We start from the raw sequence: 16,537 nt of genomic DNA, 5'->3' as shown, positions 1-16,537 counted from the left end.
TTAAATGCTACCTAGCATCAGACCGGGCACTTACTGCCTTCACGGACATCAACAACCTTGATCTTGCCATTGATGATGTCCTGCTTGGCTGCATTGACACGTTTTTCCATGTCAGCGCTGACGACAGCGCGGTTATCCTTGTCCAGTGCCCAGTCAACGCCGCCTTCTTTCAGGCCCTTGTATTGGGTGCCGTTTTTCCAGTTACCGTTTTTCAACTGCATGAAACTGTCATAGATAGCCTGGTCTACACGTTTGACCATGGAGGTCAGCATGCTGCCCGGGTGCATGTAGTTCTGATTGGAATCCACGCCTATGCCCAGCTTGCCTTTTTCCTTGACGGCTTGCAAAGTGCCCATGCCACTGCCACCGGCTGCTGCAAAAATCACATCAACGCCGCGTTCAAACTGAGCGCGTGCCAGTTCACCACCCTTGGATGGATCATTCCAGGCGGCGGTAGTCGTGCCTACCATGTTTTGTACTACATCAATCTTGGCTTCCGTGGCTTTGGCACCTTGTGCATAGCCGCAGGCAAAATTGCGTATCAGAGGGATATCCATGCCACCGACAAAGCCCACCTTCTTGGATTTGCTGGCAATCGCCGCTGCTACGCCCACCAGGTAAGAGCCTTCCTGTTCCTTGAACAAGACGGAGCTGACATTGTCACCAGTAGCAACGCCGTCGATCAGGACAAACTTGGTTTTTGGGAATTCCTTGGCAATATTCTGCACAGCCTGCGCCTGGGCAAAGCCGATCGCGGCGATCAGGTCTACATTCTTGCGGGCCAGGTTGCGCAAGACTTGTTCAGTCTGGGTATCGCTGGCGACTTGGACTTCGATAAAGTTGAGTTTGGTTTCTTTCTTGAAACGCTCTGCGCCTTCCGATGCTGACTGGTTGAAGGACTTGTCAAACTTGCCGCCTGCATCATAGATCACTGCAAATTTAAGGTCGGCAGCATAAGCACTGGCCGCGCCGCCGACAGCCATCAGGGTCGCCAGGGACAGGCAGATTTGCTTGAGTTTCATGAAATTTCCTTCATCAGATGTCGTTGTGCTGTTGTGCTCATGAGGAGCAGGCAGCGCCCAAATTTAAAAACCATGTTTTTGCCGCCCACAGCCCGGTCTGTATAAAAACCAGAGCCAGTCTTGAAAGCCTGTGCAAGACTAACATGGTGCAGACATTTCGTTTCAGCCACGCGGGCGAAATTTTATCAAAAACAGTATCGCTACTGGTGGGCCGGGCGTGATTTATCGCCCATGCTCAATTTTCTGCTGCTGTGTTTTCAGGTAATTAGCCGGGGATTAAGCTGCTTTCCTGACCGCCATGAAATCCAGCACTTGCTGGCGCTGCGGTATGGATGTCTGTGCACCCAGCTTGGTGACAGTCAGTGCTGCTGTATATTGCGCTTCGCGGCTGGCATCGATGATGCTCAGGCCATTCGCAATACCAACGGCAAAAGCGCCGACAAAGGTGTCGCCCGCAGCGGTCGTGTCCACCACATCCACCTTGACAGCAGGGATGAACTGGCTGCCAGCCTCATCTGTAATCAGTGCACCGTGCTCACCCATGGTCAGCAAGACTGTGCCCGTGCCGCGTTGCAGGATTTGTGCCGATGCTGCTTTGGCGCTGTCCTGGTCTACGACGGTCACGCCGCTCAGTTGCGAGGCTTCAGTTTCATTCAGGATCAGGTAATCCACCTGGGCCAGCAAGGCATCTGTCAGGTCTTGTGCCGGGGCCGGGTTCAAAATCACTTTGACACCCTGGGCGCGGGCGATTTCTATCGCGCGGGTGACTGTAGCCAAGGGGGTTTCAAGCTGGCAAACCAGCAATTGCGCACCAGCGATGGTGGCTGTGGCGGCATCTACCTGTGCCGCTGTCAGTGTGGCATTTGCGCCTGCCGCCAGCACGATACTGTTGCTGCCACTGTCATCCACCAGAATACCAGCTACGCCTGTTGCTACACCTGCTACGCGGGCCAGATGCGTCAGCTCCATGCCTTCAGCTGCCAGGCAATCGCGGGAAAAACTGCCAAAACCATCGTCGCCTACTGCACCGATAAAGCTGACCTGGGCACCCTGACGGGCCGCAGCAACGGCTTGATTGGCTCCTTTGCCACCCGGAATTTGACAAAATTCATGGCCATGCAGGGTTTCTCCTACCGCTGGCATGCGCGGCGTGCGAAAAACCAGATCCATATTGACGCTGCCGACTACAGTGATGCGTGGCTTCATGATGCTATTCTCGGTAAAAAGTTGTTGCGCAATCGTTTGCGCAATCGATTTCGTATTTAACTATGGAGCCTGTTTAACGTCAAGCGCAATCTGATTTTTTGGTCAAAAATTGTGCAAAATCGCGGCAGACTGGCAACCATGGTTTGATTATTCTTTGTTGTCTCTTTTGCTGGTATTTGCAGAGTGAGGGTTTGCTGCATTGCACCAGAATGGTTTATCAGGAAAAATTGCTATTTAAATCATCATTTCTCTTCAAATATATCAAAGCGCGCTGATTGTGGGGCCGTCCCTGAGGCTTGTCAAATGAAGCATGGCATTCAGGCAGGCCTGAACTGCTGGCGGCTTATCCAAAGTCAGGGCTTTTGCTTGCTGGATAACTAGACAAGTAGATCAGAAAGGCAAATACATTATGTCCATATTCGCCTCTTATTGAGGGGAGGGGGATGCCTTTTGCGGGCATGAATGCCTTACCTGTAGCCAGCCGACTTGAAAAACTTGGGTTACTCCGATTTCGCCAGATCAGCATTTACAGCATGTTGACGATCTATGCAGGTTGCCCGATGATATCAGGATGAGAGAATAATACGTCAGTGACTTTACTCAAGCGGAGTACATAGTGATAGAGGCCGCGCTACACAGCGTATGCTGGCGCACCAAGCCTACAGCAGGGAATGTATCCCCGCACGCTGGCTCAACATACATCAAAGGTTTGCAATAGCGTATTGCTTTGCAAGGGAAAAATGAAAAAATTCGTTTTCGCAGTATTAATCGCCATCCCTTTTTTTGCTAGTGCAGGCATGCCTTTGGATGTAAAACTAAGCAGGAATTTATCTGATGGAAAAGAAATAATCAGGGTAAATGTGAAAAACTCAACAAATAATACGGTTCAATTTTTGACCGTATCTATTGAACAGCTGGACAACAGCAAATGGGGCTTACTCGCCTATGACATTTCTTGCCCTTGTCTGGCAAAGTGTCACACCGTTGGATATACCCTGGAGCCACACAAGGAATTGAATTTGGTTTTTGACCTGACTAAATTGGGGTGTGGGCAACTCGCAAAAGGCGTGCAGTACCGGGCAATTGCACAAGGTGGCTGGGATGCAGCAATCAACACCAGAACCATGCTGGGTGAATCAAAATCATTCCTCGCGAAAGAGTGAATGTTGAGTAATTCGGTCATGGCCGCCGGGTGATTTTTTTCACGAGAGGCATGGTGCTGGCATTGTACATAATAGCCCTGTCCTCGCTGTTTAGCGTCCGGCCCGACGCACTTCACTGACAAAAGTCGCCAGCACTCTGTCGCTGCCTGGTCCAGGGCTACACATAGAGCTGGAAAATGCAGCGGTATGTACAAACTTTTTGCCATCCCATGTCCATTGATCAGCAAACCAGCAATGCCCTACACTACTGCCCAGTTGTGTGGCTGAGATAATGCCATCCTTATATTCAGTCGCAGCAACAGTGATCAAGGCAGGCTGAAATGGCGGCTTCTCATTCACCACCCAATAAGCGTCGCTGGTATTGTAGGCACCAGCACTGCATCTGGTATTGATCAGTAATTTATCGGCAGAGAGACGTGTGACTGCGAATTTTGTTTTTCCCGTGCTGCTTTCTTGCATGTCTGCGCAATAGTTGTCAGCCTTCAGTGTACTCAATAACTCTTTGTGCAAGGCCTTGTACGATGTGGCGATGAACTTGTCGTCACCGGCCTGCGGCAGGTTGACAGATGCAGCATAGACGACCGGGATTGGGAGGGCTGGCAAGACAGTATCTTCATCCTTGTCCCCTTTTTTGATCAGTGCAGTTCTGGTACCCAGGCGGCCCTGGCTTTCATCCATTTTTATAAAAACAGCAGCAGCTCCCTGGTCTGAGATATGCCAGCGCAGGTCGCCAATCACAAACTCTATCTGACTATCGCTTGCCAGGCTTTTTATGAGCAAGGCGACTTGCTGCTCAGACAGGTCGGCTTGCAGATTCTTTTTCTGGTCGATCGTCAGCCTGCCTGCGTCGATGCCATTGACACGCATGTTAAGGGCAAATCGGGCAGGCAATTTTTTAAGCAAGCCCAGATGTTCATTCCTGGCCAGTTGTATATCGCCAGTGACATTCTGATTTTTACCTGCCTTGCGCGTCAATACCAGAGAGATGCCCAGTTCATCTTCTGCTGCAGGATTACCAGCCGCACTACATGTTCTGGTGTTGTCACACACCAGTTGCCAGTCTTTGTGGATAAAAATTGAGCCAGGCATTTGTTGTGCCGCAAGGGGCAAGGACAGGAGCAGTACAGAAATTCCTGACAAGATCAAGGTATTCCGTTTCATGTATTTTCCATAGGAGGTATAGATCAGCATTAGCGCCATTGTAGCCATTGTAGCCATTGTAGTGAATTGCTTTACTTTTTGATCATGGCTCATGGCTCATGGCTCATGGCTTCCGGGCACTGGCCCCAGCTTCACAGCGCGCGTAGGCGCATAGTACAGATCGGTACCGGGCATCGTCAATTTCCCAGTTTTTTCATCTTGTCATGCAGGACTATGTCCGTTTCCGCACAGAACAATATCGCGCCAGATCTCATACTGAATAAAAACCTGTCCGCAAGAAAAAAACTCTACCGAATCTGATCATGACTATCTCAAGCGACATGCACCCCAATGTGGACACTGATGGTGTACCACCACCACCCAAAAGGCGCCGCACTGCGTTCTTGTCGCTCTCTGCATGGCGGCAATTCATTGCTGTCGCCAAACCTTACTGGCTGGGCGAAGAATGGAAGAGAGCCTGGATACTCCTGGTTTTACTGATCGTGTTAATGCTGTTTGAAACCAAGTTCGCCGTCATGATGAATGATCAGGCTGGAGAAATGACGTCGGCACTGGCAGCAAAAGAGGGCGACCGCTTTTGGACATCCGTGCGCACCTGTCTGATGGTGCTGCTCTTTGCAGTGCCTACTTATGCGTTCTACTATTACATGCGCGACTTGTTCGCCAACCAGTGGCGACGCTGGCTCAGCGGGCGCTTTCTCGACGGCTATCTGAAAGATCGTAAATACTATGCACTGGGTGCCGACAGCACCCTCGACAACCCTGACCAGCGTATCAGCGAAGACATTAATACTTTTACTGGCAGGTCTATCAACTTCCTGCTGATTTTTTTGGGATCTGCCATGCAGCTGGTGGCGTTCAGCGCTGTGCTATGGTCGATTTCTCATTTGCTGGTTGGCGTACTGGTGGTGTACGCCGTCATTGGCACTGGTGCTGCGCTGTATGCCTTCGGCAACCCTTTGATACACCTGAATTTTTGGCAACTGCGGCGCGAGGCCGATTTCCGTTACAGCCTGATGCGGGTGCGTGAAAATGCCGAATCGATCGCCTTCTATCGCGGTGAAGCGCAGGAGCGCGCGCACATAGACAGCAAGCTGCACCGGGCCATCCAGAACTATGACAAGCTGATCAAGAAACAGCGTTCTCTTAACCTCTATCAGCGCACGTTCAGTCAGTTGACTTTGGTGTTGCCAGTGGCGATACTTGCCCAGCAAGTCTTGTCAGGTGAGCTGGAAGTAGGGCGTGCAACGCAGGCGATAGGGGCATTTTCTGCCGTACTCGGCGCGGTGGGTGTGATCGTGGAAAACTTTGAAAGCCTGAGCCGCTTCGTGGCAGGTGTAGGCCGGCTGCAGGCATTGTCCGACCTGGTATTGCCCAAGACCGCAGCAGAGCCAGCAACTGAAGCGGCAACTGAAGTCGAGACCGCACGCATCCAGCTGCGCCCAGGTAATCAGTTTGCGCTGGAGTCAGTGACACTGCATCCACCGCAATCGCAACGTGTGCTGATCAAGGACCTGAGCCTTGCATTGCAAGAAGGCGAGGCGCTGCTCATTACCGGCGACAGCGGCTGCGGCAAAAGCTCGCTATTGCGCGCGATTGCCGGATTGTGGCACACCGGCAGTGGTCTCATCCATCATCCGCCGCTAGAGAATTTCTTCTTTTTGCCGCAGCAGCCTTATCTGCAGACGGGTTCACTGCGCAGCCAGTTGATCTACCCTAGTGCAGACTCAGAACTTAGTGACGAGCAGTTACTGGAGATACTGGATCAGGTGTATTTGCCGCAACTGGCCGAACGTGTAGGCGGTTTGTCTGCGGTGCATGATTGGGAGAAGCTATTGTCCGTGGGCGAGCAGCAGCGCATGGCATTTGCCCGCATCCTGGTTCATACGCCCAGCATTGTCATTCTCGATGAAGCAACCAGCGCGCTGGACAGTGCCAATGAATCAGCCCTGTATGCACGCCTGCGTGAAAGCGGCGTGACACTGATCAGTATCGCCCATAGGCCTGCCGTACTGAAGCACCATACCCATGTGCTGCACTTGCTCGGTGATGGCGCATGGAAGCTGCATGAGGCAAGTACTTATCAGTTTGATGCAGCCTTGGTGAATGTGGCCAGTGTGGACAATGTGAGCACTGAGAAGGCACCGCCTGTGCATGCTTTGCAGGTTGTAGCAGCATGATGATGGTCACTCACCTTGAGCAAGCTATTGCCGTTCTGCGCCTTTATCCTGATGTAAAAGTTCTGCCAACCTGGTCTGTATGATCTTGACTCTGTCGGGATAGTGTTCGGCATCAATGCGACCAAGAATTTGTGTCAGCTGTGCTTCATTGTAGCTATTGAAGTCGGGGCCATCGCCTGAGTCTTTCAGCTTACGGGGTCGTTTCAGGTTCGCGTCTGCTGCGTTATCATTGAAAAAATTCCATATTCCCTGGATGACTTTCAGCAAGCCGACAAATATCATCAAGACCCTGAATGCCTGTTGCCAGGAATCGGCATCGACCTGTAGTAGCAGATAGGCACCGAATATTGCCAGTAGCAAGCCAAGTAGCCAGCCGGGCAATTTTCCCCAGGGTAAGAGAAATCCCATCTTGTTATCCTTAGTCTTTGCGTCCCTGCCAGTCTGGCAAAGATAAGCGCAACAAGGCGCAGTATATACAAGTTGGCTGCAGGCTAAGGTTTCACGATATCTGCTTGTCACTAGCTGGCAGCACGATCACAATCACAGAGGAGTTGGGAGCACGTGCACTACCTTGTTCCACTGTGCTGTTAAAATGAGTTTTTTTCGGAACGCATCGACAATTTTATGAGTAGCGACACAGACAACAAATTCCTGTCTTTATGCCGTGCAGCCTACAAGCGGCAAGGGATGCGCATACTTTGTGCTGCTGGCTTGATCGCTGCTGCGGCGTCTTATCGCAGCAAGCAGTTTGATGTGGAGATCATGCTCAAGTTGCTGCTAGTGAGCTTAGGTTTTTTTGTGGTGGCAGTGCTGCTTGAATGGCAGCGGGAAAAATTTTCTGGCAAAAAATAATTTGCCGTCATAAATTCCCCGCAATGACTTTCACTGATATTCCCCAGTATTGGTTCGGCTGGAGCGAGTCTTGCCACTATATTGCGACCAGTGTTGCGACCAGAAATTACCAGCGTAACTGCGGCATATGTATGCCAGGCACGATGCCAAAAGCAGCCAGGACGATCACAATCAGCAGGACGATGAACAGCACGCGCACGACCTGTGCCACCGGCGCAGGTAAAGGCAAAAAGCCTACCAGCCACCACACCAGGCCAAATACCACAAGGTAGATAATGAGGTTGATGAGCTGGATCATATAAACTTTCTTTAAAGAGTTAGAGTGAAAGAACAGGCAGGTATACGTCGCGGCTGCCTGTTTTCTTGCCTTAAAAATCAGTGCTTATTACTTTTGTGCTGGAGGCATGGAATCACTAGTGGAAGCCGGCGTACTTGCTGAAGTACTTGCTGGCGCGCTGGCGGCAGACGCTGCGGCAGGGTCAGGGACCACAACAACAGTTGGGCCTGGGACTGCAACCGGCACTGGCACTGCAACAGGCACGGCGACTTCAGTTGGTGGAGCAGGTTTGCGATCGCAGGCGCTGGTTGCCAGTGCAGTAGCAATTGCCAAAGTGAGTATGGATAATTTCATGGGGATAGCCTTTTTTGATTTCAGTGGAATAGTGAAATAGTTCAATACCGATGCTGATGCTGCATGCACCGCTATTACAAATACGCGATACAAATAAAGCATGCGCTTATTTAATTGAAGCATCGGTACGCTGACGAACATACGGCAAAATTTTTCAGGTTTATATTAGCTATACCGGTAATACAAAGTGAATGTCGACATTCGATTCACCCTCATCAGCAGCGGCAAGTTGATGCGTTTGAGGAATGTGAAGAAGTGGATTAAAGAAGATCAAGAAAAGCCGCAAGCCTGCCAGGGTTTGCGGCTTTTTTGCTCATTGCAGTGAATATTGCAATAAGGCGTTAAAAAATATGCCTTTACACTAAGATATTTTAGTACTAAGATTATTTATCACTAAATTTTCTTAGTATTTGATCCGTTCTTGTAAATACTTGCAAACCCATTGCAAATGAAAGGCAAACTCCATGGACAACATTGCAGGAACACCGGTAGAAGGTGAAAACTTCTTTGGCCGCAGTGCAGAAGTGGTGCGGCTGGCCGAGATTCTTGACAATGATGACATACTCTTGCTGGGTCCGCGTCGCATAGGCAAGACATCCATCTGTCGTGCCGTCATGGCGCATGTCAGGTCAAAAAGCTGGCATGCGATAGAAATCAATGTGGCGTCCTGCCAGGACGAGCTGGCTTTCCTCGAAAAACTACATACCGCCCTGGCACCAGAAATGGCTTCCCTCAGCAGCAAGATCAAAGATGGCTTCATCGCCACCTTCGATGCCATCAGCGCCCGCATCAAGTCCATCAAGATACCTATCCCCGGTGCAGGCACCGCCAGTGTCGACCTGGCTGAGAGTGCCGCAGAAGACTGGATAGCCGTCGGCAATGAAGTCTTGCGCCTGCTGGTGCAAGCCAATCAGCACTGGCTGATCTATATCGATGAGCTGCCCATCATGCTCTTCAATATGATACGCAATGACACGGCGACCGGCGTCAAGCGGGTGCGCCGCTTCCTGGACTGGTTTCGCAATGATGTGCGGGCACTGCCAGACTCCCATTCAGTCAGATGGCTGGTATCGGGTTCGGTCGGGCTCGATACCCTGGTCCAGCAACATGGCATGGCCGATACCATCAATAGCCTGAATCACCAGAACCTGGCCGCCTTTACAGCTGAGGTGGCGATTGCCATGCTGTTCAAACTGGCAGACCGCTATCAACTGGCACTTGACCAGGACTCTGCCGCCAAGCTGGTGGCTGCCGTGCAATGGGCGCAACCTTATTATTTGCAAAAAGCCTTTCACTATCTGCGCCAGCGCGTCAGCAGCAATGCTGATGTCGATATCGCCAGCCAGATAGAGCCCGCCATCAATGACATGGTGCAGCCAGGGTCGGACAATGATTTTCATCACTGGGAACATAGACTGGTGCAACAATTGAGCAGCAGTGACGCCGCACATGCGATTGCCTTGCTGGGTCTGGCGGCACAAGATGCCAGTGGTGCCCGCCCAGAAAATTTGCTGAGCCATTTGCAGGGCCGCATGCCTAACGACAGTGCGGAAAAACAAAGAGAAGTCTTTATCAATCTGCGCGACATCCTGCAAAGAGATGCTTACTGGTGGCCAGATGAAAGCTCGGACAATAAACGTTATCGCTTTCATCTTGAACCCCTGAGGCGCTGGTGGATCAGGAGGAACACGCTGTAATGAGCTCGCTATGATGAACCACCACTACAATCCCGACTGGCTCACAGAAGAAGCCTTGCTGGCCAGCTTTGTGGCGCGCCAGAACGACTTTGCTTTCATGCGCGCAGAACTGGCCCGGGCACCGCTGGTGGGCAGTGTCCAGCACTATTTGCTGGTGGGCGTGCGTGGCGCAGGCAAGACCACTTTATTAAAACGCCTGGCCATCGCCATACGGCGTGACCCGGACTTGCGTGATCACCTGATCGCCCTGTCATTTCCAGAAGAGTTATACCAGGTTAAAAACCTGGCAGACTTTTGGTGGGCAGCCTGTGATGCCCTGGTTGATGAACTCGACCATCTTGAACAAGACCATGAAGCAGAAAAACTTGAGCAAGCCATAGCGCAGGCGCGAGCGCATATTGACAAAAATACGCTGGCTGCCGATGCTGGCTTCCAGCTATTGCAAGACACTTGTGCCAGGCTGCAAAAGCGCCCTGTGATGCTGGTCGATAATCTCGACATGGTGTTTGATCGCATCGACAAATCTGGTCGCAAACTCAAAGACCCGCATTCCCCCGCTTACTGGGCCTTGCGCGAAACACTCTCCACCAGTACCTCCCCCATCGTCATCGGTGGCTCGGTGCGCCTGTCTGATGCCTTTATCGACTACGACAAGGCTTTCTATGATTTCTTTTTACCCAAGCGCCTGGGCAAGCTTAGCCTGGTTGAAGTACGCAGCGTGCTGGAACATCTGGCGGATGCGCAACACCAGCCAGAAGTCAAAGAACGCCTGCACAGCAATCCAGCCCGTGTAGAAGCCCTGTTTGAACTGACGGGCGGCAATCCACGCGCACTCGGCTTGATATTTGAGCTGCTGCGTAGTGGCCCCAATAGCCGCGCAGTAGAAGACTTTGAACGCCTGATGGACATCACCACGCCTTACTACAAGGCCCGTATAGAAGACTTGTCAGAACAAGCCCAGGTCATCATGCATGCCCTGGCCGTACACGATGCCAAACTGGGTTTGCGCTTTGGCCATACCGCGGCAGAAATCGCAAATTATACCGATCTGCCCACCACCAGCATCTCTGCCCAGTTGAGCATACTGGAAAATGAGGGCCTGGTAGAAAAGTCCCCCGCCCATGGCCGCACCCAATACCGCATCGCCGAACAAATGTTCCGCTTGTGGTTGCAAATGCGCGCAACGTGGCGCATACGGCAAAACGTGATGTCACTGGCCAGGTTTTTTGAGTCCATGTATGACCAGGATGATTTACGAACCAAGTTGAAAGAGAGTAGTGAGAGTAGTGCGGGTAGTGTGTTTGTTCAGAAAAAAAATGCTCCTGGTGTGGCCTCGACCGAACACGTCTATGCCTCCCAGTCTGGCCAGCCACAGGCTGCCGGATTACAAGCCTTTAACACCCTGGAGATAGCTGGGGTACAAGAAACGCTCGAAAGCCTGACGGCAAATATCGATCTCCTGGTCAGTACAGAATTTGTAGAAAAATATCTTGCGTCGCTATTAAAAATCCCAGCATCTGCTACACGCGTCCTGGATGAAATGCGCAAGCTTGGTTACGACAAATATGCACGCCCACTGATACTGGCCTTCGAAGCGGCGCTTGAAGATAGGGCAGATATGTTGACTGAGCTGGCGCCAGAATTGCAGGGTGCGACCATGCACATGTATGCGCGTTTGACGGGTGAGCCTGGGAAGAGATGAAGAAAAGAGATGAAGGAAGAAGTTAAGCAATCGCGAAGTCAGAAGCAGGCTCAAGTCGGGATGGTTCAGTTGTTCACGAGCGGAGAATGAAAACAATTGCCCGGGAGATGGGCAATTGTTTTTTTGCAGGCGTGCTTTTACATGAAAACAGCACCACTGGAACTTGCATGTTCCGTGGCGCTGCCTGCAAGCTTTATTTGCTCTTGGCTTTTAAGTGCGCAGTCGGCAACGGCGTCAATTTAGTCCAGAGATGACTGGTGTTGACTGTATTCGTCGAATGGCAGGCAAAGCAGTTCAGGCTGGGGTATTTGGGATTGCCGCTGACATCACCCAGCCAGTCGACATTGACACCCTGGAACACGGTTTCCATGGTGGTGTTGGCCAGCATGCTGGTGCCTACCTGGTTGATGGCGCCTGCGCTTGCCTTGTCGGGGGCTCTGCCGCCTGTGGTCCAGGTTGAACCTATCATGCGATAGTTTTTGCGGACATCGCCGTCAGCCAGTTGCGAGATGATGCTCTGGTTGATGGAAATGATATCGGTATTCGACTCTGGTGGCGTGATTACAGGACCAGGATGAGTGGGGTCGGCCTGGCGGGGATTCTGGTTGGCGGCAGCACCCCAGGGTTTCCAGCGCAGGGTGTTATTGGGTTTGACGACGCAGGGATTGCTTTTATCAAGACAGGTGATGGTGGTGCTGGAAGTGTCATACAGTCTTTGATCAAAAGGGCCAGTTGCACCATCCTGGCTGAACAACCATTTGCCCTTGGTATCTTGCGGCACAGTCTTGGTTGCGCCATTGACGTCGAAATAAGAGTACTCAGCATTCGGCGTATTGTGATCATGTTCAAAGGTCGCCCAGATCAGTTCAGGGTTACCCTTGGCACTGCCAACCACGTGCATGCCGACCAGGGCTAATTCCACCTTGCGTGTTGGGCTGTTTTGCAGATTGGCCGACTTGATATTGTTCGTATCAACTTTGGGCACCTCAGCCTTGATCGTGATGAATTTCTTTTTGGTGGCATCATCAAAACCTGTGGTTTCTATCCATGACATCTTGATTTCCATGGCCAGGGCTTCTGGTGCAGCCAAAGGCTTGAATTTCGATTTTTTGGCATAGTCAGCCACCTTGGCCAACTCTTCTGCCGTGGTGGGGTATTGCAGTTTGCTAGGATCAGCCGCCGCATTTTGCGTGAAAAAGTATGCGTACAAATCATTGGTGACGATAGAGTAATACACCAGCGAGCCATTTTGCGCCATCAGCACATTGCCGCCAGCCTGGCCTATGGTGACGTCGACATCATTGCCAGCAGCATCCTGATACTTTAAGCCGCCGTTGACATTGGCCTTGATGCTTTGCACGGCGTTTTCTCCCAGGCTGCCATTCTTCAACTGGGTTTGCAGTTGCAGCAGTCTTTTGTTACCCGCTGGCGGTGGCAGCACTTCAACTAACTTGCCGCTCTTGTCAAAACCAATCGGCAAGTTATGTGGCCCCAGTTGCGTCAGCATGGGGCTGAATTTCATCGCATGCTTTTGATCTTGCGGAATGAAAGTGCGGGTGGGTTTGCCGCCAACACTGACTTCTGGTGATACCCCATAAAAAGCCGAAGACAAAAATATCCGGTCGCCACCACTCAGGTTCTTGGGCGTAGGCGACACCAGCCATAAAAACATTTGCTCTGACCATTGATAAAAGCTGCAGGCAGATGCATCCGGGAAATTGACGCTGTCAGCCGGTTTGACCAGCCCATCAACGCGCACACCTGCCGGTTCAAACCATTGCGCAAAAGCTGGCGCAGGCGGTGCACCGGCGGAGGGTGGGGTGGACGTCGTGCAGGTAGGCTTGACATCTGTCGGCAAGACTTGCGCCTGTGCCAGCGGTGCCAGGCAGGCTGCCAGCAATAAGGCGAAGCCGCTTGCGGTTTTCACGGTACAACCAGGCAGGGCCTGGTGGCAATTGAGCTTGTTCATGGGTTCCCTCGTATTTGGATTTGGTCTGGTTTATGCTGCGCCCAACATCAGTAAGATGCAGAAAAGCAATAGATTGAAGTAGCAGAGCTATCCTGGACTGAGGCCTGATCTGCCAAGTAAAGATTAACATTTATTTATCTTAAGTTGCAAATAAGATTAGTAAATTTATTAATAATTAAAGATTGTCTGCCCATGCATGTGCACAGATGCGACAAAGCCAGATCACTTATTGCTGGAGGGGAAGAAGTTATGCGTGAGAGGAGTGATGTCAGCGGGCATCAGGGGCAATTGGGTGTCAGGCTCGGCAGTCTTCCATTCCGCAGTTTGGATGCGGTCTCTGCCTGTCATGCCAGGTTTATTGCGGCAATTTGCTCATTGCCTTCTAGCTCAATAGGTCGCAGTTGGGCGATCTCATGTACCGCCCCTGGCTGCTTCATACTCTCTTCTTATCCTGTCTTCTTCCTTGAACTGCGGCCTGTATTGTTCGATCACCAGCGTTATTTCTTCTATGGACATGAGTAGTGCACGGCTACGCAGGGCTGAAAAAAACAACATCTCCTCTTCAAGTCGCTTGATTTCAGCTTCATCGGGAACCTTTGCATGATATTGCTCAGCCCAGTACGCTGAGCGCAAACTGATCAAGCCGCCCAGCAAGTCATTCACTTGCCCATGACGGGTTTCGAATAAGAGTATGGCTTCGAGGTCTTCCATATCGGGTCTTTTCTAGTGGCTAATAAATAATTTTACCCCTGAGCAGCTGATTTGCTGAGGCTAGCGGTAAATTCTTCATTGACTCTGTAAAAACAAATGTTTATTATTAAAAACAATTGTTTTAAGCATCGATATGGTCCAGCAAGAAAATGACACAGCACGCCTCCAAAAAAGAACAGCTTTACCAGCTCATTGCTGCCCAGCCCTTTATCTCGCAGCAAGAACTGGCAGACCAGCTAGGTTTGTCGCGTTCTGCCGTGGCCGGGCATATCGCAGCCCTGATCCGCGATAAGCGCCTGCTGGGCCGTGCCTATGTCTTGCCCGACCAGCGCCCTGTGGTGTGCATAGGCGGCGCGAATATAGACCGCAAGCTGCGTACCCTGGGGCCGGTGCAGATGGGCACCTCCAACCCTGTCAGCCAGCATGAAGCCTTTGGTGGTGTTGCCCGCAATATTGCCGAGAACCTGGCACGCCTGGGCTTGCCCACACGTTTGCTGTGTGCCGTCGGTGACGATGCTGCCGGGCAAAGCCTGCTGGCCCACGCGCAAGCCGTCGGCATCGATATCAAGGCATGCCTGCAAGCTGCTGGCATGCATAGCGGCAGCTATACTGCCTTGCTCAATGATGAGGGCGACATGGTGCTGGCCCTGGCCCATATGGAATGCTGCGAAGCCCTGACACCAGATTATCTGCACAGCCGCCAGCCACAGCGCGGCCATGCCGCCTTCACCATCGCCGACTTGAATTTACCCACGGATAGCATAGGCTTGTTATTGCAAGAAGCACATCAACAAGCCATGCCGCTGATGATGGTGGCTGTGTCAGAACCCAAGATGGCACGCCTGCCGCAAGACTTGCGCGGCTTGCGCCTGTTATTGCTGAACCTGGGGGAACTCGAAGCTGCCGTCGCTCATCGCATTAATAGCGATGCCGAAATGGCTGCAGCTTGCCAGCAATTGCAGCAGCGCGGCGTGCAAGATGTGATCGTCACCATGGGTGTGGACGGTGTGAGCTACACCAGCAGTGATGCCGGGCAAGGCATGCGGCATTTGCCAGCACCCGCTGCCGCAGTGCGTGATGCCACCGGGGCAGGCGACGCATTTGCCGCAGGCGTGGCCTGGTCTTTATACCGTGAGCCAGATGACCTGGGCCTGGCCTGTGAATATGGCTTGAAACTGGCAAAATTGACGCTGGAAAGCGATGCGACTGTGGCTGCAACAATTAGCCCCACTATTTTTGAAGAAGCTTAGTACACGACTAATACAGGATATTTCTTGTATCTCTAAAAAAGGAAACATCATGCAATCATACTTGGTTCTATCCGACGAAGTCCGCGCCGCCCGCCTGGCCGCCAAACCTGTGGTGGCGCTGGAATCCACCATCATCTCGCATGGCATGCCTTATCCGCAAAACGTGCAAACTGCCCGCGAGCTGGAACAAATCATCCGTGATGGCGGTGCCGTACCTGCCACCATCGCCATCATGAATGGCAAAATCCACATAGGCCTAAGTGACGAAGAACTCGAGCTACTGGGCAACTCACCCGAGGCCATGAAGGTCAGCCGCCGTGACCTGGCCTATGCACTGACCAACAACAAACTCGGCGCGACCACCGTTGCTGCCACTATGATTTGCGCCGCCCTGGCAGGCATAGAAGTGTTTGTCACTGGTGGCATAGGCGGCGTCCATCGCGGTGCTGAAACCAGTTTCGATATCTCGGCAGATTTGCAGGAGCTCGCACGCACTTCCGTTGCCGTGGTTTGCGCAGGTGCCAAATCCATACTCGACATAGGCTTGACGCTGGAATACCTGGAAACCCATGGCGTGCCCGTCGTCAGTGTGGGCCAAGCTGCTTTCCCGGCCTTCTTCACCACTGACAGCGGCTACAAGGCAGACTTCCAGCTCGACACCGCAGAACAACAGGCAGAATTCATTCACGCCAAATGGACCCTGGGATTAAACGGCGGCATCGTCATCGCCAACCCCGTGCCAGTGGAATCTGCCATGCCCAAAGAAGAAATCGAAAGCATCACCCAGCAAGCTTTAAAACTGGCTGACGAGATGGACATCAGCGGCAAAGCCATCACCCCTTTCCTGCTCAATCGCATCAAACAAATGACACAAGGCCGCAGCCTGGAAACCAATATCGCCCTGGTCAAAAACAATGCCGTCGTCGGTACGCAATTGGCATTAGCACTGCATCATTTACGTAAGCGTACAGTGTAAAAACACCATTCTGTAGG

15 protein-coding genes are annotated in these 16,537 nt (G+C 51.9%); 7 read left to right on the top strand and 8 right to left on the bottom strand.

The annotated features are described in order from the left end of the window. Positions 1 to 17: 17 nt before the first annotated feature. Entirely contained in the window at positions 18 to 1,022 is a 1,005-nt protein-coding gene (locus tag ACO0LF_RS14785) for a BMP family lipoprotein (RefSeq protein WP_423015174.1), read from the bottom strand. A gap of 276 nt (positions 1,023 to 1,298) precedes the next feature. Further along, complete coding sequence (gene rbsK, locus ACO0LF_RS14780; RefSeq protein WP_423015172.1) at positions 1,299 to 2,228, bottom strand: ribokinase; 930 nt, start codon at positions 2,226 to 2,228, stop codon at positions 1,299 to 1,301. A gap of 740 nt (positions 2,229 to 2,968) precedes the next feature. On the opposite strand from rbsK, the gene ACO0LF_RS14775 reads away from it, so the two are divergent. Continuing rightward, positions 2,969 to 3,391, top strand: a complete 423-nt coding sequence (locus tag ACO0LF_RS14775; RefSeq protein ID WP_423015170.1) for a hypothetical protein — start codon at positions 2,969 to 2,971, stop codon at positions 3,389 to 3,391. A gap of 90 nt (positions 3,392 to 3,481) precedes the next feature. Here ACO0LF_RS14775 and ACO0LF_RS14770 read toward each other — a convergent pair whose 3' ends face one another. Continuing rightward, positions 3,482 to 4,552, bottom strand: a complete 1,071-nt coding sequence (locus ACO0LF_RS14770) for a DUF1176 domain-containing protein (protein WP_423015168.1) — start codon at positions 4,550 to 4,552, stop codon at positions 3,482 to 3,484. Between the two features lie 302 nt (positions 4,553 to 4,854). On the opposite strand from ACO0LF_RS14770, the gene ACO0LF_RS14765 reads away from it, so the two are divergent. Next, complete coding sequence (locus tag ACO0LF_RS14765; protein WP_423015166.1) at positions 4,855 to 6,732, top strand: ABC transporter ATP-binding protein/permease; 1,878 nt, start codon at positions 4,855 to 4,857, stop codon at positions 6,730 to 6,732. Between the two features lie 24 nt (positions 6,733 to 6,756). Here ACO0LF_RS14765 and ACO0LF_RS14760 read toward each other — a convergent pair whose 3' ends face one another. Further along, positions 6,757 to 7,140 (bottom strand): hypothetical protein, encoded by a 384-nt coding sequence (locus ACO0LF_RS14760; protein WP_423015164.1) that lies wholly within the window; start codon positions 7,138 to 7,140, stop codon positions 6,757 to 6,759. A 216-nt stretch (positions 7,141 to 7,356) separates the two neighbouring features. Between ACO0LF_RS14760 and ACO0LF_RS14755 the strand changes: the two genes are divergently transcribed. Further along, on the top strand, positions 7,357 to 7,584 hold the full coding sequence (locus ACO0LF_RS14755; RefSeq protein ID WP_423015162.1) for a hypothetical protein: 228 nt from the start codon (positions 7,357 to 7,359) through the stop codon (positions 7,582 to 7,584). 106 nt (positions 7,585 to 7,690) lie between these two features. Here ACO0LF_RS14755 and ACO0LF_RS14750 read toward each other — a convergent pair whose 3' ends face one another. Both ACO0LF_RS14750 and ACO0LF_RS14745 read right to left on the bottom strand, forming a co-directional pair. Continuing rightward, positions 7,691 to 7,882 (bottom strand): Thivi_2564 family membrane protein, encoded by a 192-nt coding sequence (locus ACO0LF_RS14750; RefSeq protein ID WP_423015160.1) that lies wholly within the window; start codon positions 7,880 to 7,882, stop codon positions 7,691 to 7,693. A gap of 87 nt (positions 7,883 to 7,969) precedes the next feature. Then, on the bottom strand, positions 7,970 to 8,215 hold the full coding sequence (locus tag ACO0LF_RS14745; protein ID WP_423015158.1) for a hypothetical protein: 246 nt from the start codon (positions 8,213 to 8,215) through the stop codon (positions 7,970 to 7,972). A 464-nt stretch (positions 8,216 to 8,679) separates the two neighbouring features. Between ACO0LF_RS14745 and ACO0LF_RS14740 the strand changes: the two genes are divergently transcribed. Both ACO0LF_RS14740 and ACO0LF_RS14735 read left to right on the top strand, forming a co-directional pair. Then, positions 8,680 to 9,912 (top strand): ATP-binding protein, encoded by a 1,233-nt coding sequence (locus ACO0LF_RS14740; RefSeq protein WP_423015156.1) that lies wholly within the window; start codon positions 8,680 to 8,682, stop codon positions 9,910 to 9,912. Between the two features lie 10 nt (positions 9,913 to 9,922). After that, a complete protein-coding gene (locus ACO0LF_RS14735; protein ID WP_423015154.1) occupies positions 9,923 to 11,614 on the top strand; it encodes a hypothetical protein in 1,692 nt (563 codons plus the stop codon). Between the two features lie 193 nt (positions 11,615 to 11,807). Here ACO0LF_RS14735 and ACO0LF_RS14730 read toward each other — a convergent pair whose 3' ends face one another. Next, entirely contained in the window at positions 11,808 to 13,583 is a 1,776-nt protein-coding gene (locus ACO0LF_RS14730; protein WP_423015153.1) for a hypothetical protein, read from the bottom strand. 411 nt (positions 13,584 to 13,994) lie between these two features. After that, complete coding sequence (locus ACO0LF_RS14725; RefSeq protein WP_423015151.1) at positions 13,995 to 14,294, bottom strand: hypothetical protein; 300 nt, start codon at positions 14,292 to 14,294, stop codon at positions 13,995 to 13,997. Between the two features lie 149 nt (positions 14,295 to 14,443). Between ACO0LF_RS14725 and ACO0LF_RS14720 the strand changes: the two genes are divergently transcribed. Both ACO0LF_RS14720 and ACO0LF_RS14715 read left to right on the top strand, forming a co-directional pair. Then, entirely contained in the window at positions 14,444 to 15,544 is a 1,101-nt protein-coding gene (locus tag ACO0LF_RS14720; protein ID WP_423015149.1) for a PfkB family carbohydrate kinase, read from the top strand. Positions 15,545 to 15,593: 49 nt separating this feature from the next. Beyond that, positions 15,594 to 16,520 carry a pseudouridine-5'-phosphate glycosidase gene (locus ACO0LF_RS14715; protein WP_423015147.1) on the top strand — a complete coding sequence of 309 codons (927 nt, stop codon included), beginning with the start codon at positions 15,594 to 15,596 and terminating at the stop codon, positions 16,518 to 16,520. Positions 16,521 to 16,537 lie beyond the last annotated feature (17 nt).

This window comes from Undibacterium sp. Di27W (assembly GCF_049340345.1).
In the GTDB taxonomy this organism is placed as follows: Bacteria; Pseudomonadota; Gammaproteobacteria; order Burkholderiales; family Burkholderiaceae_D; genus Undibacterium.
This window is presented reverse-complemented; position numbering and strand designations above follow the sequence as displayed.